The sequence below is a fragment of the Mucilaginibacter xinganensis genome (assembly GCF_002257585.1).
Taxonomy (GTDB): Bacteria; Bacteroidota; Bacteroidia; order Sphingobacteriales; family Sphingobacteriaceae; genus Mucilaginibacter; species Mucilaginibacter xinganensis.
In genome coordinates this window covers 3,287,880-3,309,643 of record NZ_CP022743.1, presented here as the reverse complement: position 1 = coordinate 3,309,643, position 21,764 = coordinate 3,287,880, and the positions used below count along the sequence as shown (strand labels likewise).

Genomic DNA, 21,764 nt, shown 5'->3' with positions numbered 1-21,764 from the left:
ATGATTGCTTTAACCGGCAATCATAGTTTGGATTATATTAGGTGGTGAAAACCAGGGTGAATTTGTCACCTCATTTCCTTAATTGCTCCCTGCCGGTCTTTACTTACAGTATTTTCGTAACTCGTCAACTGCTTCTTTTGACCCTAACTCAACTGCCTTATTTAAATCAGCGCAACCGGTTTTATCGCCCGCCTGTAATTTGGCAATTCCGCGACCCAGCCAGGTGTCATAATTATGGGGCTCCAGTTCAATCGCCTTCGCAAAGTCGCTTAGCCCTCCCTGGTAATCTTTCATAAATATTTTGGCTTTCGCACGTAAAATATAATTATTGCCATCTTTAGGGCTCAGCTTAACAGCTTGTTTAAAATCACCATTCATAGCTGCCGTATCTTTTACATAAGCTTCAGCAAGGCCACGGTAAGCATACGTTTTCAAATTTTCAGGGTTAATCAGCAACACACTAATGTAATCATACACGGCACCCTCATAGTTTTTTTGGATCATTTTTAAGTTGCCTCTTATAAAATAAGCGTCATCGTTGTTCTGGTCCTTTTCAACCGCTTTGGTTATATCTGCAGCGGCTCCGTCGTAGTCCTTAAGTCCCAGTTTAACGTTTGCCCGTCCGCTATAAGCTTGCGATATAGCATTTGAGTCGATAGCTATCGCGCGGTCAAAATCAGCCATTGCGCCTTTATTGTCTCCAAGGCCGCCCAGTGCAGCACCGCGAAGCACTAAAAGTTTCCCGTTTTTGGTGTAAGGTGTTACTCCTTTGTTAAATAATGATATAGCTTCTGCGTATTGCCTGTCGTCGAGCAATATTTTGCCCAGTCTTATATAGGCTTGTTGATTTTTAGGATCAAGCTCTACCTGGCGTTTAAAATCTTTTATGGCGCCTTGTTTATCCCCCATTCTGCTTTTGGCCAATCCGCGGTTTAAATAAGCGTCTGAATTTCCCGGGTAAGCCTCAATTGCCGTAGTAAAATCGGCAATGGCTCCTGCATAATCAAGCAACAATAATTTCATCTCGCCACGGCCAAAAAAAGCGTTTGAATTTTTGGGATTTAAGCGGGCAGCCGAATTATAATCATCAAGCGCCCCGGTAGTATCGCGCAGGGCCCTTTTTGCTTTTGCACTGGTTATATAAGCGTAGCCATCCTGGCTTTTGCCATAGTTTACAGCGTTATTTGCATCATCCAAGGCACCCTGATAATCTTTCTTTTCGATCTTTAAATCAGCCCTGTTTTGAAATGCTTCTGATAAATGCGCATCAAGTTCAATGGCTTTGTTATAGTCGGCCATTGCCGCATCTTTGTTTTCAAGTTTGCTTTCCGAAATTCCACGGTATAAATAAAGCTCAGCGTTTTTAGGGTCCAACGATATGGCCTTGTTAAAATATTCAATGGCTGTGCTGTTGTCGGCAATGTTGCTGATGGCTTTTGCAAGGTAGTAATACAGGTTTGGGATTCCCGGCTTCATTGCAGCAGCTTTTTTATAATCTTCAATAGCGCCTTTGTAATCACTTGAATTCACCTTCATGTTTGCCCTGTAAAATACAGCTTCAGCATTAGATGGGTTTAAACGTAAAGTGGTATTGTAGTCAGCAATCGCACCGTCCAGATCGGCAATGTTGCCTTTTGCGTTGGCGCGATAGTAGTACACATCGGCATTATCGGGATTTAACCTCGCGGATACCGTGTAATCTTCAATAGCACCTTTATTATCATTGATGTTCGCCTTTGCCACACCGCGGTACTCATATAATTCCGGGTTATTCGGGGTTATCGCCAGGGCCTTCGTGAAATCTTCAACTGCGCCTTTGTTGTCTCCAGAGTTTAATTTAGCGTTTGCCCGGTAATGATAAGTGTCTGCATTACGTAAGCCCAGTTCAACGGCTTTGTTATAATCGTCAATGCTGTTTTTGTATGATTTTAGATTGTTGTATGCATTAGCCCGGTAGTAATAAACATTTGCGTTACCAGGATCAGCGGCGAGCACCTTTGTGAAGTCAGCTGCTGCCTCTTCATATTGCTTGTTATTGCTGTAGGCATTCCCCCTGTAAAGATAAGCTTTGGTGTTGTTGCCATTTAACTCAATTGCCCTGGTAAATTCAGGAATAGCAGCAGCGTAATTCTTTTTACCCGATAACTCATTCGCCAGTCTCAAATGTTCATCTGATGATTGGGCAAAGGCCAGGAACGGTATAAGTGAAATAAAAATTAAAAGTCTTTTCATGATATGCTACATCAAAACTGGCAATAAATAAGCCAAATATTAACTGTGATTTAAACTGTATGACCAAACGTTTATATGGTAAGTCATTTTTAATGCCCCAAGATAGTGAAATCTGCCAAAACTTAAATTTATAAGCAAATAGCGCGATCAATGCGCAATTTTCACCCCAAAAAACGCTTGCTGGTGTATTACGCAAATATTCTGCAAATGGTTGTAATTTTAAAAATAGGGGATTAGTTTCTCATTTTGGGGTTTATAATCCCTCGTTTATATAAATACTTAGGTAGTTTATATGTAATTGCTTAATTTAACTTTCGAAACTGAACAAATATGCCCCATTACTTTGTAGATCCTGACATCGCTTTAGCAAAAACCCTACCTGCTGATTTTTATACCAGCGCAGAAGTGTTTGAACAATGCAGGGAAAAAATATTTGCTGCTTCGTGGCAGTTTATAGGCCATACCGGTTTGGTAAGCGCAAAAGGTGATGTACATCCCTTTACGCTCCTGGGAAATTACATGGATGAACCCCTGTTATTGGCGAAAGACAAAACCGGCGAAATTAATGTATTGTCGAATGTTTGCACCCACCGGGGCAACCTGGTTGTTGAAAAAGCGTGCAAGTTAAATAGTTTGCGTTGCCGCTATCACGGGCGTATGTTCGGGCTCGATGGCAGATTTATGTCGATGCCCGAATTTAAGGAAGTTAAAAATTTCCCGACGGCCGGGGATGACCTGTCGAAACCGGCGCTTTTTAGCTGGAGCAACTGGCTTTTTACTTCCCTTGAAAATAAATACCCAACAGACCTTTTTTTCAGGGACATGACAGAACGGGTAAACTGGATGCCGCTGGCTGATTTTAAATTTGAACCGGCAATGTCGCGGGTGTTCAACGTAAAAGCCAACTGGGCTTTGTATTGCGAAAATTACCTGGAAGGGTTTCATATCCCATTTGTACATGCCGGGTTAAACGCGGTAATCGACTACGGCGAATATGCCACGGAAATATTTTTCCCCTACTCAAGCTTGCAACTGGGTTTATCAAAAACAGCCGTCGATTGTTTCGATCTCCCGCCATCGTCACCTGATTATGGTAAAAACGTGGCTGCATACTATTTTTGGGTATTCCCTAATATGATGTTTAACTTTTATCCCTGGGGGCTTTCTGTTAATGTAGTTGAACCGGTGTCAGTCGGCGGGTGCAGGGTTAAATTTTTCTCCTATGTTTGGGACGAATCCAAATTGAATAAAGGGGCAGGGGCGGGCCTTGATAAGGTAGAGCAGGAGGACGAGGAGATTGTTGAAAATGTGCAGCGTGGTGTCCGGTCCAGGTTTTACAAACATGGGCGCTACTCTGTAACCAGGGAGCAGGGCACCCATCATTTTCACCGCATACTGGCCGAATTTATGAATAAATAGGAGCGTAATTCGCAATTATTGTTAGGTTATTGTGATGATATTGTAAAATGCAGTTTTAACAAAAGATAGCTGCAACAAAACCGGTTTTGAAGTGTTAGATTTAGCATTGTAAGACAATTGTAATATTGATAAAGAAATTAGATGTTTAAACATCTAATTTGTACATTTGATCTAAATAAAACAATCAAAAAAATAAAATCATGGCAACAGCAACAAAATGGGTAATAGACCCAATGCACTCAGAAGTTCAGTTTAAAGTAAAACACTTAGTTATATCAACAGTTAGCGGTTTTTTCAAAAGCTTTGAAGGCACATTGGAAACTGCAAATGATGGTTTTGAAGATGCTGATATTTCTTTTGCTTTAAATATAGATAGTATTGATACCAACCAAACGCAAAGAGATGAGCACTTAAAATCAGCTGAATTTTTTGATGCCGCTCAATATCCGCAAATTACTTTCAAATCAACCTCGTTCAAAAAAACAGGTGATGACGAATATGCGCTTACAGGCGACCTAACCGTTAAAGGTGTTACCAAATCAGTTACATTGGCTGCTGAATTTGGCGGTTCAACTGATGATTTTTACGGAAACACCAAAGCCGGATTTGAAGTTACCGGTAAAATTAACCGCAAAGATTTTGGTTTAACCTGGGATGGCGTTACCGAAGCCGGTTCAATTGTAGTAGGTGAGGATATTAAATTGTTAATCAACGTACAGTTTGCAAAACAGAAATAATTTATAAGGCTATTCCAGTCTTGTAATAAAAAGCCATTTGTTCAAAACAAATGGCTTTTTGCTTTACAACCTTTTACCGAGTATATTTGTTAAGCTATTATGTTAATCAAGATCTATCCCGAAAATCCTAATCCTAAAGCTATAGAACAGGTTGTTGAGGTGCTGCGTAAAGGCGGCCTGATTATTTACCCCACAGATACCGTTTATGGGCTTGGCTGCGATATTACCAACCATAAAGCAATAGAAGCCATTTGCAAGATCAGGAATATTAAACCGGATAAGGCTAATTTTTCGTTCATCTGCTATGACCTGAGCCATATTTCCGATTATATCAAGCCGATAGATAATGCCACTTTCAGGGTATTAAAAAAAGCATTGCCCGGTCCGTTCACCTTTATATTTAATGCCAGTCATAATGTGCCGAAGCTGTTAAGCTCCAACAAAAAAACGGTCGGGATCAGGGTGCCGGACAATAACATTGCCCGCGAGATTGTAAAGCAATTGGGGAACCCCATTCTTTCAACCTCCATTAAAGACGACGACGAGATCATTGAGTATTCAACCGATCCTGAACTGATCTATGAAAAATACCAGGATCTTGTCGATCTGGTAATTGATGGTGGCTATGGTGAAAACGTCCCGTCAACCGTTGTAGATTGTACCGGCGGCGAATTTGAAATTATCCGTGAAGGTAAGGGGGATTTGGAGTTGTATTTATAAGAATCACGAAGTTTTAAATTCGTGATCCCGGTATCTTATAGCCTGATTGATTCAATAAACCCCGGAATCTTTTCCATATACCCTTCCGTCCCTAAAAGCTTTACAAACGCACTTCCTACAATTGCGCCGCTGGCATATTCACAGGCTTTGCTGAATGATTTATTATCCGAGATGCCAAAACCTATAATCGCCGGGTTATTAAGCTCCATCGCTTTTATTCGTTTATAGTAATCCTCAATGTTAACTGACACCTGTAAGTTGCCGCCTGTTATAGCGGATGAGGATAATAAATAGATAAAACTGTTACTGAGTTTATCAATTTTGCGGATCCGCTCTTCCGAAGTTTGCGGCGTAACCAGGAAAATGTTGCTCAGGTTGTTATCCTTGAAATATCCGGCGTACAAAGTTTCATATTCGTACATGGGCAGGTCGGGCACAATTACGCCGTCAACACCAACTTCGGCTGCTTTTTTACAGAATCGCTCTACTCCGTACTGGATCATGGGGTTAGCGTAGCCCATTAGCAGAATAGGGATAGTTATCCGTTTGCGCAGGTCAGCCAGTTGCTCAAATAACAAATTAAGTGTCATCCCGCTTTCCAAAGCTTTTTCAGAGCTGTGCTGAATTGTTGGCCCGTCAGCTACCGGGTCGGAGTAGGGGAATCCCACTTCCAGGAAATCGACACCTGCTTTTTCCAGCGCTTCAGCAATATCAAGCGTGGTGTTAATTTCCGGGTATCCTGCCGTATAATAAATAGATAGCAGGTTGTTTTTTTTTGTATTGAAAAGTTGATTGAGGCGGTTCATTTTTTTTATCCAATAGTCCATGGTCAATAGTCCATGGAGGTAAAATTTATATGCATATGACAATTTACTATTGTCTATGGTCTATTGACCATAAACTTCTTCAATATCCAAAATATTTAATATAGGTATCCAAATCCTTGTCGCCCCGGCCCGAAAGGCAGATCACCACGGTATCGTCCTTTTTAAATTTCATCTTCTCCAGATAGGCAAAGGCGTGGGCCGATTCGATGGCAGGAATGATACCTTCCAGCTGGCTGCATAGTAAACCGGCCTGCAGCGCTTCGGTATCCGTAACGCTCACATATTGTGCCCTCTGTATTTTATACAGGTGCGCGTGCTGCGGGCCTATCCCGGGATAATCCAACCCGGCAGAAATGGAATAAGGTTCAATTACCTGCCCGTCATCGGTCTGCATCAATATGGTACGGCTGCCATGCAGCACGCCTTCCCGTCCCAGGAATGTTGTTGCAGCTGAATGCCCGCTGTCCACACCTTTTCCTGCTGCTTCAACGGCTACCAGTTTAACCGATTCATCGTCAAGAAAGTGGTAGAACATCCCCATTGCATTGCTGCCGCCGCCTACACAAGCCATTACATATTCCGGCAATTCCTTCCCGGTATGCTCCAGCAATTGTTTTTTGGTTTCAAATGAGATAACCGATTGAAAACGTGCAACCATATCCGGGTAAGGATAGGGGCCAACCACCGATCCGATGATGTAGTGGGTATCAACCGGGTTGCCAATCCAGTCACGCATGGCTTCATTGGTCGCATCTTTCAGCGTTTTGCTTCCCGATGTTGCCGGTACAACCGTTGCGCCAAGCATTTTCATCCGCGACACATTGGGGGCCTGCCTGGCCATATCAACTTCACCCATATACACCACACATTCAATACCCATTAAGGCACAAACAGTGGCCGTTGCAACGCCATGCTGGCCGGCGCCGGTTTCGGCGATCACACGCTTTTTGCCAAGACGCTTTGCCAAAAGGATCTGGCCTATAGCGTTATTGATCTTGTGTGAGCCGGTGTGGTTCAGGTCCTCGCGTTTGAAAAATATATTTGCGCCATATTTTTCAGAGTATCTTTTAGCGAGGTACAAAGGTGAGGGCCTGCCGACATAATCTTTTAAAAGCTGGTCGAACTCAGCCCTGAACGCATCATCATTGATGATGGTTAAATACTGCTGGCGTAATTCTTCAACGTTAGGGTACAGCATTTCGGGAATGTAGGCCCCGCCGAAATCGCCGTAATATCCTTGTTCATTAACTCCGTATTTCATTGCTCTGCGCTTTGTTTAATTATATTAAATGCTTTTTCTAATTTTTCAATGTCCTTTAAGCCGGGCGAGATCTCAAACTTGCTATTGATATCGATGCCGTAGAATTTAGGGTGATTGATGTATTTCACCTCCTCAATATTTTCAGGGCTTATGCCGCCACTTAAAAAGAAAGGGATATCCATGTCATACTTATCAAGAATGCCCCAATCAAATGTTTTACCCGAGCCGCCGTGCTGATCAGTTTTGGTATCGAACAAAAACATATCCACCTTGTTTTTATACCTGGTGAGCTGTTTGAAATCAAAATCACTGTTTACACCAAAGGCTTTGATCACGATAGCCTTATCTCTGAATGATTTACAAAACGCAGGGCTTTCATCACCATGTAGCTGGATAAAATCAAAATCATATTTGTCAATGATCGTATTAATTACCGCTGCACTTTCATTTACAAAAACTGCAGTTTTATTTATTGCTGACGGGATCTCCTGAAGTGCTTCAATAGGCAGTTCACCGGCAAACCTTGGCGACGAGCCATAAAATATGAATCCCATGTAGCCGGGTTCTAAACCGGCCACCGCTTTTATATTGTCCGGATTGCGCATGCCGCAAACTTTTATTTTCATGTTAGTTAGCCAGTAAATTTTCAAAGCTTTTTAAAGCTTTTTTTGTAATAAGCGCTTCTTCTGCTTCATAAAAGCAATCGGCAAAGCTGTTTTGGGGTTTTACGGTGTTAATAGCCAGGGCTGCATTACACAAAACAACGTTGCTTTGGGCGGCTGTCGCATTGTTATTAAGTACCGCCACAAAAATTTCAGCCGATTCGCTCACGGTATTGCCGCCTAAAATTTCCTTAGGGTCAAGCTTATCAAAACCAAGATTTTCGATGCTGTTTATTTTTTCGCCGGCGGCCGAAAATGTTTTAAAATCGCAGGTTAAGGATACTTCATCATAACCTTCCAGCGCATTAACAATGGTATATTTAATATTCGACTTCTGATACAGATACGCGTATACACGGGCAAGTTCCAAATTATACACCCCAACCAACTGGTTTTTAGGTTTAGCGGGATTAACCAGCGGCCCTAACATATTAAAGAACGTTTTTACGCCCAGCTCTCTTCGGATAGGGGCCACCGTTTTCATTGCCGGGTGAAAAAGCGGTGCGTGCAAAAAGCAGATATTTGCCTTGCCGATATTGTTTTTTAACTTATCTGTATCATTGGTAAAATTGCAGCCCAAAAACTCCATCACGTTTGACGATCCGCAGCCTGATGAAACCCCGTAATTACCATGTTTGGCTACCTTATAACCTGCACCGGCAACAACAAACGAGGCCAGGGTTGAAATATTAAACGTGTCTTTTCCGTCGCCGCCTGTGCCGCACAGGTCAATTACCTGGTCGGTTTCCAGGTCAATAGGCAGGCAAAGCTCCAGCATCGCGTCGCGAAAGCCTTCCAGTTCATTCACCGTAATGCTGCGCATACAATAGGCGGTCATAAATGCTGCCATTTGCGCATTGTTATATTTACCCTGTGCAATTGCGGTCAAAATTTCTTTCGATTGCTCGCGGGTAAATGTTTTGTGTTCAAAAAGATGATTTAAGATCTGTTTCATGCACCTGGCCCCTAAAGGGGAATTTTTAAAAGTTTATTAATACCTGTAAGCCCCTTTGCAAATCACTCCCGCTTCAGCGGGGCGGGGGCATAAAAAAAGGGCTGCCGAAAATGGCAACCCTTTTGAATATTTTGAAAAAACAAAAAATGGAATTGCCTTACGATTACTCGTTAAGCCACCACCAATTGTTGTTTATTGTTTTCATTGTTGTTTGTGCCACAAATATGGAAATAGTTTTTACTAAAAGCAAGCAGAATGATATTTTTACAACAGCATAAATGATATGCGTGCAAAAATGACATTAAAAAAGCGAAATATAAATCCTGAAGACGACCTGGGCTTTGGCCCTCAGCCGGTTTTGAAGAACCAGCCCTTAATGAATAAGGACGGTTCGCCAAACGTGAGACGCATAGGTTTGCCTTTTTTTAATACCGCCAATAACTATCACACCCTTATTACCATGAGCTGGGCAAAGTTTTGGGCTTTGGTTTTAAGCTGCTACCTGGTGGTCAATATCATATTTGCATGTATCTATATGTCATTCGGGGCAAATAGTTTGGACGGAACTTCGGGCAACAGCCAGTTTGCGCATTTTATGGATGCCCTGTTCTTTTCGGCACAAACCATTTCAACAGTGGGATATGGGCATATCAGCCCCAGGGGCATGGGGACAAATAGTGTTGCAGCGCTGGAATCAATGTTGGGTTTGCTGGCCTTTGCGCTGGCTACCGGTTTATTATACGGAAGGTTTTCGAGGCCGTCGGCGCAGATTCTTTACAGCAAAAACATCCTGGTGGCGCCATACCTGGAAAAAGGCAGGGGCGTAATGTTCAGGCTGGCCAACCTGCGCCGGAACATGCTGATAGACCTTGAAATTGAGATCATATTTTCCTACAATGAAACCACTGCTGATGGTAAAACAATCCGCAGGTTTTACCCGCTCGAGGTAGAGCGCCGCAAAGTAAGCGTACTTACCCTTAACTGGACCATTGTCCATCCGCTGGATGAGAACAGTCCGTTGATTGATATGTCCAAAGAGGATATGATCAAATCAGAAGCCGGCTTTGCTATCCTTTTGCGGGCGTTTGACGATACCTTTTCACAAACGGTGCATTCACGCACCCAATACCAGGCGCATGAAATTATTTGGGGAGCAAAATTCAAACCCGTTTTTGACCGCGATGACTCAGGCCGAATCGTGTTAGATCTGAGCAAAATCAGCGATCATACCCCATTTGACCTGGAAAAAGTGGGAGTGGATTAACGGAGCTCGATATGCGAAAAAATCATTTAGACACCCGCTGCTTCATGTTTTAATTTTACTATTTTCGCGGAAATAAGTGTCAATATTTATATTCAACAACTAAACCTGTTACATGAGTAAAAATTTATTTCCCAAATCATTTCTGCTGTTAATTATAATCATTCTTCAATCTTGCGTCTCTGCTAAAATAACTTCTAATAAAGACGCCAACTATACCAGGCAACCTAAACGCATTTATTTAATGATGAATGGGTCTAAAAAAGCAAATGACTTTTGCGTGGGATTTGTGAGAGGGTTTCAAAATAAACTTGAAGAAAAGGGAGTCAAAACAAGCCTTTACATAAGCGATTCTTTATCATTGCTTGATAACGATGATATTAATAAGAAAATTGATGAGTTCTCTCCCGAAGCGGTAATGATAATTAGTCAAAAAGAAGTCCATTCCACTAACAATATGGTTGATGGAGGCAATTTTGAATTAACACTGGTTGATCGGAATACCAAAAAAAATGTTTGGAAAGGTGAATTTGATGTTTATGGACAATATGGTATGACTGACGCTATAGATAAGAGCATAAGTGAATTAATGAAAAAACTAACGGAAGATAAAATAATCTAGTTTTATACTTATTTCAACAAAGAGTTTCTTTCCTTAGCCAGCGTATTGTAAACCAGCTTATCCAGCAGCTTCGGAAAAAATTTACTGATCAAAACGGTTAGTTTTCCCTGGCCTGTCATAATTAACGTTCGCGCCCTGTTCTCAACTCCGTTGACGATGATTTTTGCTACCTCATCGCTGGTCATCATGCTTTGTTCATTTAACGTACTTTCTCTTTGTTCGTTACCTTCTTTATCTAAAGCGGTATTTCGGATATTTGATGCCGTAAAACCGGGGCAGGCCGTTAAAATATGTACGCCCGTTTTCAGGTTTTCAACCCTTAACGCATCCAGGAAGCCATTCATCGCAAATTTTGATGCCGAATACCCCGACCGGCCGGGCAAGCCTTTATATCCCGCGATTGATGAAACCCCCACTATACTGCCCCTGGTTTTTAAGATCTCGGGCAGGGCGTATTTGGTGCAATATACTGTGCCCCAAAAATTTACGTCCATTACTGATTTTAAAACTTTAACATCGGTATCATTAAACAATGCCCGCATAGAAATCCCTGCGTTGTTTACCAGGATATCAACGCGTTCAAAAGTAACCAGCGCCTGCTTAATTAAAAGCTCACAGTCATCTTCAATGGTTACATCGCATTGTACGGCTATCGCTTTTATTTTATATTGCTGTTCAAGCTGTTGTGTTATGGTGCATAAATTCACAAAGTGCCGGGCCCCTAAAACCAGGTTTGCACCACGTTTTGCAAATTCTGCGGCAAGTGATTTACCTATTCCTGAAGAAGCACCGGTAATTATTACTACTTTATTGGTTAAGTTCATAAGTTAAAGAAATGCAGCGCTTATTGATGTTGATTGAATTGTAATAGTTCTACCTGCAAAAGTCTGCCATGTATAGCGGGTAAATAAAAAGGTGGAGTGATTTGACGGGTAATAACTATGCCCACAGCTTGCAAAATTTAAAACTGGAAAATAAGATCTGATTTTAATCTTTGTTTGTAGTTTTTTAACCAAAGCACAGGAGCGGTGTTGCAGGTATAATCGGCCTGTTGCCGGTTTGCCGTTGTTGAAATATTGAAGTGCCAAATTCACCGGCCAAATTTAAGAATTTTATTGTTTCTTAAACGGCTAAATTATGGTCACCTGCGATGAATTAAATGGATGGAATATTTATTTGACCTGGTAAGTTGACGGGAACAATTGCGGGATGCCCTTAACGTTAATTTCAGGTACCCTTACCAAATACTTAAGGGCAAATAGCAGCATAGCGCCATAATAGTACCTGACGTAATCCCAGCTAAATTTTTCCAGCTGACTGCTCTCAAAGTTAATAATGTATGTTTTAGGGAAGTAGTAGTTTTTAAAACCCGCCAGCCTTAAACGGTATGACAGATCAATATCAGCGCCGAACATAAAGAAGCGTTCATCAAAGGTTCCGATTTCACTCAAAGCCGATCTGCGCAGCATCATGCAGGCCCGGTTCAGTATATCAGTTTCCGTTACTTTAAATTCTTCCACCCAATCTTTACGGTGGCGGTCATAGAGCCTAGTTTTTGACAGGTTTTTTGCAAAGCCGATGAGTTTTAAAAATGTACCCCAGGTGCTGTTTAACCCGTGAATAGACTCCGGCAAAAAACGCCCCTGCGGACTGAGCATTCTTATCCCCATTCCACCGGCATCCGGGTGCTCGTCCATAAATGTTATCATCTTTTCAACAGCATCGCTGACGGTTATTGTATCCGCACTGACCATTAAAATATACTCCCCTGTGCAAAGCGCCAGCGCCTGGTTGTTTGCCTTTGCTATCCCAACGTTACTTTCATTGGCAATAACCTGTAATTGAGGGAAATTGTTGGCAAGCATATCAAGGGAATGATCTGTAGAGTTGTTATCTACTATAATCATCTCATAATCAATATTTTTGCAGGTGTTTATTATCGAAGCTATTGCTTGTTTAAGCAGTATGCGCGTGTTGTTATTTACAATAATTACGGATAGCTTCATCATACTTAAACAATAGATGGTGATACAAATTTGCTTGGAACCAAGTTAGCCGGGGCCAACTCAATTACCAGCACTAATGTATCCCAAAATATATGCCATATATGCAGAAAGGGGAGATGTATTGTAACTTTTACAAATCTGTGTTTAGTGACGACGATTTGTTTAAAACTGACGGCGCAGCTTACTTATTTTTACCTTGAAACAGAATTGGTGTAGGGCACCCGGGTAGCAATAGACCGCCCTAAAGTGATCTCATCTACATATTCCAGCTCGCCGCCGAAAGCTATCCCGCGGGCAATGGTAGAGATGGTGATATTAAAAGATTTTAAGCGCTTATCTAAATAAAAAATAGTGGTGTCGCCTTCCATTGTTGCGCTAAGGGCAAAAATAATTTCCTTTACATCGTTTTCTTTTAAACGGTCGAGCAATGAATCTACCTCAAGATCTGACGGGCCGATCCCATCCATAGGAGATATTAAGCCGCCCAGTACGTGATATACGCCGTTATATTGGTTCGTATTCTCAATAGCCATTACATCGCGCGTATCTTCCACTACACATATCAGGGTGTGGTCGCGTTTTGGCGATGAGCAGATCTCACATACAGGATGATCGGAGAGGTTTAAACAAACCCGGCAAAACTGGATCTCGTTGCGCAGCTTGCTAATGGTGGCGCTGAACTTTTCTACATCACTCTTATCCTGGTTAAGCAGGTGTAAAACCAGGCGTAAGGCAGTTTTTTGACCAACTCCCGGCAATTTCGCAAATTCAGCCACAGCATCTTCCAGCAACCTTGATGAAAAGTTCATGTTGCGAAGATAGGGAATAGTCCGAAAGTCCGGAAGTTTGCTGATCGGAAAGATTACCTGCAATCCGGCGAAAATAATTTATTGGATAAATTTCCTTTTGTTTAATAACTTGTCGCCATAATTTTAACAGGAACTTTTGAGGTTGTTGGATAATTGTATCCTAAAAAAATAAAACTTAATGGAACACCCCGGCTTCTTTAAAATTCATGAACGATTTGAAGAGATCCCGGTGCGGGTTTACAGCATAAAAACACCGTTAAAATATTAATGTAAATTGCACTTTAACTAATAATTCATCTTTCGGACTTCCGGATTTTCCGGACTTTCGGACTAAAACTAATATATGTCTCCCGGAATACTGCTTTCATTTATAATAGGTTATTTCCTGGTGTTGCTGGTTATATCGTGGTTAACCTCGCGTAAGTCTTCAGACAACGATACCTTTTTCGTAGCTAACCGGAACTCCAAATGGTACCTGGTAGCCTTTGGGATGATCGGTACCGCCTTAAGCGGGGTTACCTTTATATCGGTGCCCGGTAAAGTTGGTGCGGTAACCGGCGACCAGTTTGAATACTTTCAGTTTGTGTTGGGTAACGCTGCGGGTTTTATAGTGATAGCAACTGTTTTGCTTCCGCTATATTACCGGTTGAAACTCACTTCGATATACAGTTATATTGAAGGCGCACTTGGCGTATGGAGCTATAAAACGGCAGCCGGCATCTTTTTGATCAGCCGGATCATAGGCTCATCATTCAGGCTTTACCTGGTGGTTATTGTTTTACAGCGGTTTATTTTTGACAGTTACCATGTGCCATTTGTAGTCACAGGGCTGATCTGTTTGGTATTGATCTGGTCGTACACGTTTAAAGGCGGGCTAAAAACCATTATTATTACTGACAGCCTGCAAACCTTGTTCCTGGTATCATCAGTGTTTTTGTCCATCTACTTTATTTGCGATAGCCTGCATTATAATGTTTTTGAAGCCGTTGATGCGGTTAAAAGGAGCAGTTACTCAAAAATATTTTTCTTCGACAATTTTTTAACCAGCAAATTCCATTTCAGCAAGGCATTTTTAGGCGGATTATTTATAACCGTTGCTATGACTGGGCTTGACCAGGACCTGATGCAAAAAAACCTGAGCCTTAAAAATATCCGCGAAGCAAAAAAGAACATGTTCAGTTTTACCGCTGTTTTTGTGGTGATCAATATTTTCTTTTTATGCGTGGGCGCGTTACTATACATGTACGCCGAAAAATATGGGATCAAAGTTGAAAAAACGGATTATTTATACCCTACTATCGCATTAAAATACCTGGGGCTGTTGCCCGCTATGGTTTTTATGCTGGGTTTAACAGCCGCTACCTTTGCTACGACAGATTCGGCTTTAACGGCGCTTACCACGTCGTTCTGTGTGGATTTTCTCGGGTTTAATAAAAGGCAGGACGTGAACAGCAAAAAAATGGTGAATGTGCGCCATTATGTACACATTGCCTTTTCGGGTTGTATGCTGTTAACTATTATCATATTTAACGCCATAACCAATACAGCGGTTGTTAATGCCATATTTAAGGTAGCCTCCTATACTTACGGGCCATTGCTGGGCCTCTATTCGTTCGGGTTGTTTTTGGGTAACAGGCAGGTTAAGGATAAACTTGTGCCTTTTGTTTGCTTGATATCCCCCGCAATATGTTACTATTTAAGTAACAACTCCGCAAAATTATTAGGGGGTTACGTTTTTGATAACGAGTTGATAATAGTTAACGGATTTATTACGTTCGTTGGCTTATGGGTAACATCATCTGCGAAGCCCGAAGGCCGGAAAGTCCGGCAGGCGGAAAGCCTGGTTTAGCATCAGCAAAACTTAAACGACCAATTATTGTAATATTATCGTAGAAAACTAAAAACATTCCGGACTTTACCGACTTTCGGACTTCCGGACTAATAAAAGAACATGACAGGTGAAGAAAAAATAAGACAAGCTTTTGAAAATAAAAACTGGCAGGAAATTAAGGTAACAGATTCCTGGCAGATCTTCAAAATAATGGCTGAGTTTGTTGACGGCTTTGAAAAACTCGCTAAAATAGGGCCTTGCGTATCCATATTCGGTTCGGCGCGCACCCATAACGATAATAAATATTACAAGCTGGCAGAAAATGCCGCCAGGCTGCTGACCGAAAGAGGGTACGGTGTAATCTCAGGCGGCGGTCCCGGAATTATGGAGGCCGCCAATAAGGGTGCATACGAGGCCGGTGGCAAATCGGTAGGTTTAAATATCGAGTTACCTTTTGAGCAATTCCACAACAAGTATATCGACAGGGATAAGGTACTGGAGTTTGATTACTTTTTTATCCGTAAGGTAATGTTTATGAAATACTCGCAGGGCTTTATTGTTTTGCCGGGTGGTTTCGGAACGATGGACGAATCATTTGAAGCTATTACACTGATCCAAACAGGTAAGATAGCCCGTTTCCCTATTGTATTTGTTGGTGTTGACTATTGGAAAGGACTATTTGACTGGGTGGAAGAAAAAATGCTTGCACAGGAGCACAACATCCACCCGGACGATTTGATGCTTTACCGTGTAGTTGATACAGCCGAAGAAGCAGCGGAACATATCTTCCGTTTTTATGATAAATATGTGCTGAAACCGAACTTTTAATTATAAAAGAATTGTGATGGTATTGGTATTAGCGGATAACGTAAGCCCGTTGTCCGTTAATTTAACCTTATGGCCGTTCAAAGTGCAATCGCCTGAACCTGATGGTGCTTTAAATAGCAGCTTCCACGCGGCATTGCTTTGGGTTATGGTATAAGTGCGCCTGTTGCCTTTGGTTTTTATATCAATTGACAGGTTATTGTCACCCACTTTCACATTCTTAATGTTAACGTTTTTCCATGTGGACGGTAAGTTTGGCCTGATGTTTACAGTATGCTTTACTGCATCGGGCGTAACCCCAAACACATAACTAACCAACGGAACATCTATTCCGTAGTTTGTCCAGGCTTGCGTGAAGCAGCCATAGTCGGGCATCATTTCAGAAATAGATCCCGGGAGTACGCGGTTAAACGTAGCCGCTATTTTGTTCACATACCACATTGCCGAGTCGACCCGGCCATACCTGCATTCGGCTACAGCCTGCACCCCGGTTGCTATGGTCATCATATATTTCTTTTCTACTGCGGACAGGTAGGGGCCATATTCGCCGCAGTTTTCCATCCGGATTTTATCAAGCGCCATTATTGCTGTTTTATAGGGAGCAATGCCGGTTTCCATAGGTGTATTAATTACCCAGTTTTTATTTGTTAACCACCCGCGGCTGGTGTCGCGCATCAGGCTTATTTTCTTTTGTAACGCGATGTAGAAATTTTCCCGTTCGGTCTGCTGTTTGTCCGGTGCGCCGGTTTCGCCAATTTTTAGTTGCTTCAATGCACCATCCAGTGTGGACAGGGCCTGTTGTTTGGTTCCGAAAAAATCGCAATACGAAGTGCTCTCTTCGTCCCAAAAGCTTTTGTTGACCTTCAGTTGCAAGCTGGCTGCCAATGCGGCGTATTTTTCCCCTGCTTTTTTATCACCCATTATGGTTGCCATTTCGGCGGCATTTTTTAAAGCTTGCTGTGTGTAAACAGCAACATCAATCAGTTCGGCATTTAATCCGGTTACTTCCATAATGCCGTAACCCTCAGGGAACATATTATGATTGGTATCCGTGGTGGTTAATAGCCAGTTGATGCCGTCTTTTATGTAAGGGTATATTTTCTTGATAAAAGCGGTGTCGCCTGTCCATTTTAAATACGTTCCGGCACACATAATAAAATGTGCAGTTTCCTGTGTGTTCCCTTTATTATACACCTTGCCGCTGGTCGATATTTCGTGCACTATGCGGCCATTTCCGTTCACCGCTTTTGATTTATTGTACAGCAGCTCGAGGGTTGATTTTGCCAGTTTAAAATCGCCGGTGGCTAAAACACCCTGCAGGGCATAGGTATTATCACAGCCAAACCACCAGGGGTACTCCATATAACCTGCTGTAAGCCCGGTCCCGGTGCCCGGTACAGTTCTAACCAGCCAGCTGGTGTTGATTTTTACCCAGTTATAAACGTTTTGCAGCTGCGCATCGGGGATGGTTATTTGCGCGCGGGCAATCACTTCTTTATACTTGTTTATTTTAGCCTTCAGTAACTCATCGTAACTGTTTAATATGTTGCGGGAGTTTGATATGGCCGCATTTTGATTATTTTCTGCGCCTGCAATGCTAAATATAATACTGCTGGTGCTGTTCTTTGCTAACGTCAAATTATAGTCGGCGGTGTACCAAACGCCCTTGCCAATGGTTTGGTATGGAATGTCCGCTCCGGAACCTGAATGTTGGTTGCCTGCTTTTACGGACGATACCATTGCCAGGTACCAGGGTTTAGTGCTATCCCTTGCTAAAAAATAGCCGTCTTTAGCAGTTGATAATATTTTGTCCGGAAAATCCACATCAACTGTATCGGTGAACCAAACCGGCCTGATGTCTGTTTTTAAATTGAAGGAGAGCTTTATGTTTTTGCTGGCACTGCCGCTGTATTTGATAGTGTACTTTACCAGCACAGCTGTTTTACCGTCAGGGCAAAATTGAAAACGTTCAACGGTTACACCATCAACAGGTGATTTGTAAATAAATTTATTGCCGTAGGGATAAGTGATAAATTGATCTGCATTTAACCAAACTGCTTTGCCGGTACTTTTATCAGTTACGCTTACCCAAAAGCCATCGGCAAGTTTAAAGGGCGGGCACCATAATCCAGCCATTTCGCCTTCAACATGATCACCCAGATCCGGGAATTTTCCGTCCTGGGTTCCAATCAGGTAGGAGCGGTCACCGGCGGTAACGTAAGGATTGGTTTTATTTATTTTAGGATCACTGATTCCCTGCATAATATGGGCTGCGTAGGAATCAGCAGACTGCGCGTTTGCTTTGCCGATCACCATCAGCAATAAAATAAATAACGGGAGAGCCTTCATACCGGGATGAATGAAAATGGTTTATAATGGGCCAAAATACATTTTTTACGCACAGGATTTATTATTTGAAGAAGTTGCATAATAATTTTTATTTTGCAGGCTATGCACAAACCTAAAAAGCAGGCAGCACTGGGCTTCATATTTGCCACGCTGTTAATAGATGTTATTGGGCTGGGTATCATTATCCCCGTTATTCCTAAGCTAATTGAACATCTAATTCATGGCGATGTTAGCGATGCTTCCGGCTATGCAGGCTGGCTAACCGCTGCTTATGCCGGCATGCAGTTTATATTTGCGCCGCTTATTGGAAACCTGAGCGATAAATTTGGCCGGCGGCCGGTGTTGCTATGTTCGTTATTAGGGTTCAGTGTCGATTATCTTTTTTCCGCATTTGCACCTACCATAGCATGGTTGTTCGTAGGCCGCATTATCGCCGGGATCACAGGTGCCAGTTTTACAACGGCCAATGCCTACATAGCGGATATCAGCGAGCCTGAAAAAAGGGCCGCTAATTTTGGCCTGGTAGGGGTTGCCTTTGGGCTGGGCTTTATCATTGGCCCGGTGCTGGGCGGCATCCTGGGTAAATATGATGTTCATTACCCCTTTATTGCTGCTGCGCTGCTGGCGTTCCTTAACGCGGTGTATGGTTTCTTTATTTTACCGGAATCATTGTCTGTTGAAAACAGGCGTCCGCTAGATCTTAAAAGGGCCAATCCTTTTGGAACCGTGATCCAACTAAAAAAATATAAATCGGTGATCGGTTTGGCATTATCCCTGTTCCTGATCTACATAGCAGCGCAGGCCGTGCAAAGCGTTTGGACATTTTACACCATTAAAAAATTCAGCTGGAACGAGGATATGGTAGGTTATTCACTTGGCTTTGTGGGTTTAATGGTAGCCGTGGTACAGGGTGGCCTGATCAGGATCATCCTGCCGAAACTTGGTACAGAAAGAAGTATTTGGGTAGGGTTGCTCTTATATGCCGCAGGTATGGCACTTTTCGCGTTTGCAGGCAAGGGCTGGATGATGTTTGCTATACTGGTGCCTTACTGCCTGGGCGGGATAGCCGGACCTGCAATTCAGGGATACATGAGTAACAGCGTGCCTGCCAATGAACAGGGCGAATTGCAGGGAGGCTTAACCAGTTTAATCAGCATCAGCTCCATATTTGGCCCGCTGCTGATGACGGAAGTGTTTTATTATTTTACAAAACCCAATCCGTTTTTTCAATTTCCCGGCGCGCCGTTTGCAATAGGGGCTATACTGATGCTTTTAAGTGCGGTATTTGCTATCAGAAGCTTTAAAAAAAGCGGCGAAAATGTAATAGTAACTCATTAGTTTTAAAGCACCCGTTAAGCGGAAACTAAAATATTTTAAAAGCGGTAAAACTTTTTATATCCATCTGCCTTTTCACAATGAAGTAATTATATGGCAAAACCCAAACATTCAGCAGCGCTTGGATTTATTTTTATAACCATCTTTATTGATGTATTGGGGTTGGGGATCATTATCCCGGTGATGCCAAAGCTGCTGCAGACCTTAGGTCACATTGATATCAGTGTTGCATCGCAATATAGCGGCTGGCTCACTTTTGTGTACGCTTCCATGCAGCTGCTTTTCGCGTCTGTATTAGGTAATCTAAGCGACAGGTACGGACGAAGGCCTGTTTTACTGATCTCGCTTTTTGGCTTTAGTATTGATTATATGTTTATGGCCTTTGCGCCAACCATAGCCTGGCTGTTTGTAGGGCGATTTATTGCCGGGGTATCCGGTGCCAGCAACGCCACCGCTACTGCTTACATAGCCGATGTAAGCACCGGCAACAAACGAGCAGCTAATTTCGGACTGGTGGGGGCGGCATCAGGTTTCGGGTTTATTATCGGGATTGCTTTGGGGGCCTATCTTGGCGCTATCAATGTCAAGATCCCCTTTATGGCCGCAGCAGGGCTGGCTTTTTTTAACGGGATGTACGGCTTGTTTGTGCTGCCGGAGTCGTTACCGATAGAAAGCAGGCGGAAATTTGAATGGAAAAGGGCGAACCCTGTGGGTGCTTTGATACGGATTTTTACCAAAAATCCGGCGTTAACGGGATTGCTAGGTGCCATTACGCTGGTTTATATCGGGCAAAAGGCGGTGGAATACCTGTTGTCGTTTTACCTGTTCGAGAAATTTCAGTGGACCCTTAGCAGCGTGGGTACTTTGGGGATTGTTATCGGGGTATTACTGGTAGGCATCCAGGGCGGGCTCATCAGGTACACCATTCCCAAATTTGGGCAGGAAAAGAACATTGTGGCCGGGCTGGTATTTTACGCTATCGGCCTAACGCTGATTGCTTTTGCCAGCCAGGGCTGGATGATGTATGTATTTATGATTCCTTATTGTTTGGGCGGTATTTCAGGACCCGCATTGCAGGGGCTGGTTACCAGCAAAGTGCCCAAAAACGGCCAAGGCGAAATGCAGGGGGCCATCACCATTATTAACAGCCTGAGCGTAATAATAGGCCCGCTTATTTTTGGTTATGTGTTCTCCTACTTCACGCATAAAGATTCAGTGGTTTACTTTCCCGGCGGGGCTTACCTGCTGGCAGCAGCATTAATGGTGATCAGCACTTTTATAGCTGTAAGAAGTTTTAAGAAAGCTTAATGCAGCCCGCTTACGCCGCCTGATATCACAAACTTCATCATATCTGCTGCGCTTTTGTCAATCGGTTTTACCTTGCTGGCTGAGATAATAATTACCTGGCCGGCAAAGGAGTAAGATAAAGGGAAATACACCGCCACGTCGCCCGGCAGGTTTAATGCGGCAAGGTCTTTTTGTACCATAAAGCCAATTTTTTTTAACCCAAACTCGTTAATCTCCACCAGTACCGGTTCATTAAACTTCTTTTCTTCCCCAACAAAAGCCTCGGTAAGGTCCTTTATTGACGAGTACAGGAATTTGAACAGCGGCAAGCGGTTGAGCCAGCGGTTAAACCAGCGTTTTATGGGGTCGGTTACCACGTTGGTTACCAATATGCCGGCAATTAAAATGATTACCAATACATTTAAAATACCCAGCCCCGGTATGTAAACAGGTTTTCCCGTTTTCGGGTCGGTCCAAAGCATATCGCTCAGGTTAAGGGCGTTATCAATGCTTTTTACCGCCCAGAAAATTAAAAGGAACGCGGCGCCAATGGGAACTACCACCAACAATCCCTTAAAAAAATAGCGTAAAAGTGCGTTGAATATCTGCTTCATCTTAAATCAATT

At 42.7% G+C, this 21,764-nt stretch carries 19 protein-coding genes; 9 read left to right on the top strand and 10 right to left on the bottom strand.

What is annotated here, in order from left to right:
• Positions 1 to 99 precede the first annotated feature (99 nt).
• Positions 100 to 2,232, bottom strand: a complete 2,133-nt coding sequence (locus tag MuYL_RS14515) for a tetratricopeptide repeat protein (protein ID WP_094571258.1) — start codon at positions 2,230 to 2,232, stop codon at positions 100 to 102.
• A gap of 330 nt (positions 2,233 to 2,562) precedes the next feature.
• Here MuYL_RS14515 and MuYL_RS14510 point away from each other — a divergent pair, with 330 nt between their 5' ends.
• The 3 genes from MuYL_RS14510 to MuYL_RS14500 all read left to right on the top strand — a co-directional run bounded on the left by MuYL_RS14510 (position 2,563) and on the right by MuYL_RS14500 (position 5,108).
• Positions 2,563 to 3,651: an aromatic ring-hydroxylating oxygenase subunit alpha gene (locus tag MuYL_RS14510; protein ID WP_094571257.1), complete on the top strand. Its 1,089-nt coding sequence runs from the start codon at positions 2,563 to 2,565 to the stop codon at positions 3,649 to 3,651.
• Between the two features lie 200 nt (positions 3,652 to 3,851).
• Entirely contained in the window at positions 3,852 to 4,388 is a 537-nt protein-coding gene (locus MuYL_RS14505; RefSeq protein WP_094571256.1) for a YceI family protein, read from the top strand.
• A 99-nt stretch (positions 4,389 to 4,487) separates the two neighbouring features.
• Entirely contained in the window at positions 4,488 to 5,108 is a 621-nt protein-coding gene (locus tag MuYL_RS14500; RefSeq protein WP_094571255.1) for an L-threonylcarbamoyladenylate synthase, read from the top strand.
• Positions 5,109 to 5,143: 35 nt separating this feature from the next.
• On the opposite strand, the gene trpA is transcribed toward MuYL_RS14500, so the two are convergent.
• From trpA to trpD, 4 genes are all read right to left on the bottom strand, one after another.
• Positions 5,144 to 5,914, bottom strand: a complete 771-nt coding sequence (gene trpA, locus MuYL_RS14495) for a tryptophan synthase subunit alpha (protein WP_094572953.1) — start codon at positions 5,912 to 5,914, stop codon at positions 5,144 to 5,146.
• Positions 5,915 to 6,014: 100 nt separating this feature from the next.
• Positions 6,015 to 7,196 (bottom strand): tryptophan synthase subunit beta, encoded by a 1,182-nt coding sequence (gene trpB / locus MuYL_RS14490; protein ID WP_094571254.1) that lies wholly within the window; start codon positions 7,194 to 7,196, stop codon positions 6,015 to 6,017.
• A complete protein-coding gene (locus tag MuYL_RS14485; protein ID WP_094571253.1) occupies positions 7,193 to 7,822 on the bottom strand; it encodes a phosphoribosylanthranilate isomerase in 630 nt (209 codons plus the stop codon). The genes trpB and MuYL_RS14485 overlap by 4 nt, the downstream gene beginning before the upstream one ends.
• Before the next feature lies 1 nt (position 7,823).
• Entirely contained in the window at positions 7,824 to 8,813 is a 990-nt protein-coding gene (gene trpD / locus MuYL_RS14480) for an anthranilate phosphoribosyltransferase (protein WP_094571252.1), read from the bottom strand.
• 295 nt (positions 8,814 to 9,108) lie between these two features.
• Between trpD and MuYL_RS14475 the strand changes: the two genes are divergently transcribed.
• Together MuYL_RS14475 and MuYL_RS14470 are read left to right on the top strand one after the other, a co-directional pair.
• The gene (locus MuYL_RS14475) at positions 9,109 to 10,077 is read left to right on the top strand and encodes an ion channel (RefSeq protein WP_094572952.1); all 969 of its coding nucleotides are present in this window, start codon (positions 9,109 to 9,111) and stop codon (positions 10,075 to 10,077) included.
• Positions 10,078 to 10,189: 112 nt separating this feature from the next.
• Entirely contained in the window at positions 10,190 to 10,696 is a 507-nt protein-coding gene (locus tag MuYL_RS14470; RefSeq protein WP_094571251.1) for a hypothetical protein, read from the top strand.
• A gap of 8 nt (positions 10,697 to 10,704) precedes the next feature.
• Here MuYL_RS14470 and MuYL_RS14465 read toward each other — a convergent pair whose 3' ends face one another.
• The 3 genes from MuYL_RS14465 to recR form a co-directional block, all read right to left on the bottom strand.
• On the bottom strand, positions 10,705 to 11,520 hold the full coding sequence (locus tag MuYL_RS14465) for an SDR family oxidoreductase (RefSeq protein WP_094571250.1): 816 nt from the start codon (positions 11,518 to 11,520) through the stop codon (positions 10,705 to 10,707).
• Positions 11,521 to 11,868: 348 nt separating this feature from the next.
• Positions 11,869 to 12,705 (bottom strand): glycosyltransferase family 2 protein, encoded by an 837-nt coding sequence (locus MuYL_RS14460; RefSeq protein ID WP_094571249.1) that lies wholly within the window; start codon positions 12,703 to 12,705, stop codon positions 11,869 to 11,871.
• A 188-nt stretch (positions 12,706 to 12,893) separates the two neighbouring features.
• Positions 12,894 to 13,511: a recombination mediator RecR gene (gene recR / locus MuYL_RS14455; protein WP_094571248.1), complete on the bottom strand. Its 618-nt coding sequence runs from the start codon at positions 13,509 to 13,511 to the stop codon at positions 12,894 to 12,896.
• A 343-nt stretch (positions 13,512 to 13,854) separates the two neighbouring features.
• On the opposite strand from recR, the gene MuYL_RS14450 reads away from it, so the two are divergent.
• Together MuYL_RS14450 and MuYL_RS14445 are read left to right on the top strand one after the other, a co-directional pair.
• Positions 13,855 to 15,360, top strand: a complete 1,506-nt coding sequence (locus MuYL_RS14450) for a sodium:solute symporter (RefSeq protein WP_094571247.1) — start codon at positions 13,855 to 13,857, stop codon at positions 15,358 to 15,360.
• A gap of 102 nt (positions 15,361 to 15,462) precedes the next feature.
• A complete protein-coding gene (locus MuYL_RS14445; RefSeq protein WP_094571246.1) occupies positions 15,463 to 16,170 on the top strand; it encodes an LOG family protein in 708 nt (235 codons plus the stop codon).
• Here the strand turns inward: MuYL_RS14445 and MuYL_RS14440 are convergent, their stop codons facing one another.
• A complete protein-coding gene (locus MuYL_RS14440; RefSeq protein WP_094571245.1) occupies positions 16,171 to 18,516 on the bottom strand; it encodes an amylo-alpha-1,6-glucosidase in 2,346 nt (781 codons plus the stop codon). It abuts the gene before it with no gap.
• 102 nt (positions 18,517 to 18,618) lie between these two features.
• Here MuYL_RS14440 and MuYL_RS14435 point away from each other — a divergent pair, with 102 nt between their 5' ends.
• Both MuYL_RS14435 and MuYL_RS14430 read left to right on the top strand, forming a co-directional pair.
• Positions 18,619 to 19,854 carry a TCR/Tet family MFS transporter gene (locus tag MuYL_RS14435; protein WP_094571244.1) on the top strand — a complete coding sequence of 412 codons (1,236 nt, stop codon included), beginning with the start codon at positions 18,619 to 18,621 and terminating at the stop codon, positions 19,852 to 19,854.
• Between the two features lie 90 nt (positions 19,855 to 19,944).
• Positions 19,945 to 21,159, top strand: coding sequence for a TCR/Tet family MFS transporter (locus MuYL_RS14430; RefSeq protein WP_094571243.1), 1,215 nt, complete (start codon positions 19,945 to 19,947; stop codon positions 21,157 to 21,159).
• Here the strand turns inward: MuYL_RS14430 and MuYL_RS14425 are convergent.
• The gene (locus MuYL_RS14425; protein WP_094571242.1) at positions 21,156 to 21,752 is read right to left on the bottom strand and encodes a DUF502 domain-containing protein; all 597 of its coding nucleotides are present in this window, start codon (positions 21,750 to 21,752) and stop codon (positions 21,156 to 21,158) included. The genes MuYL_RS14430 and MuYL_RS14425 overlap by 4 nt on opposite strands.
• Positions 21,753 to 21,764 lie beyond the last annotated feature (12 nt).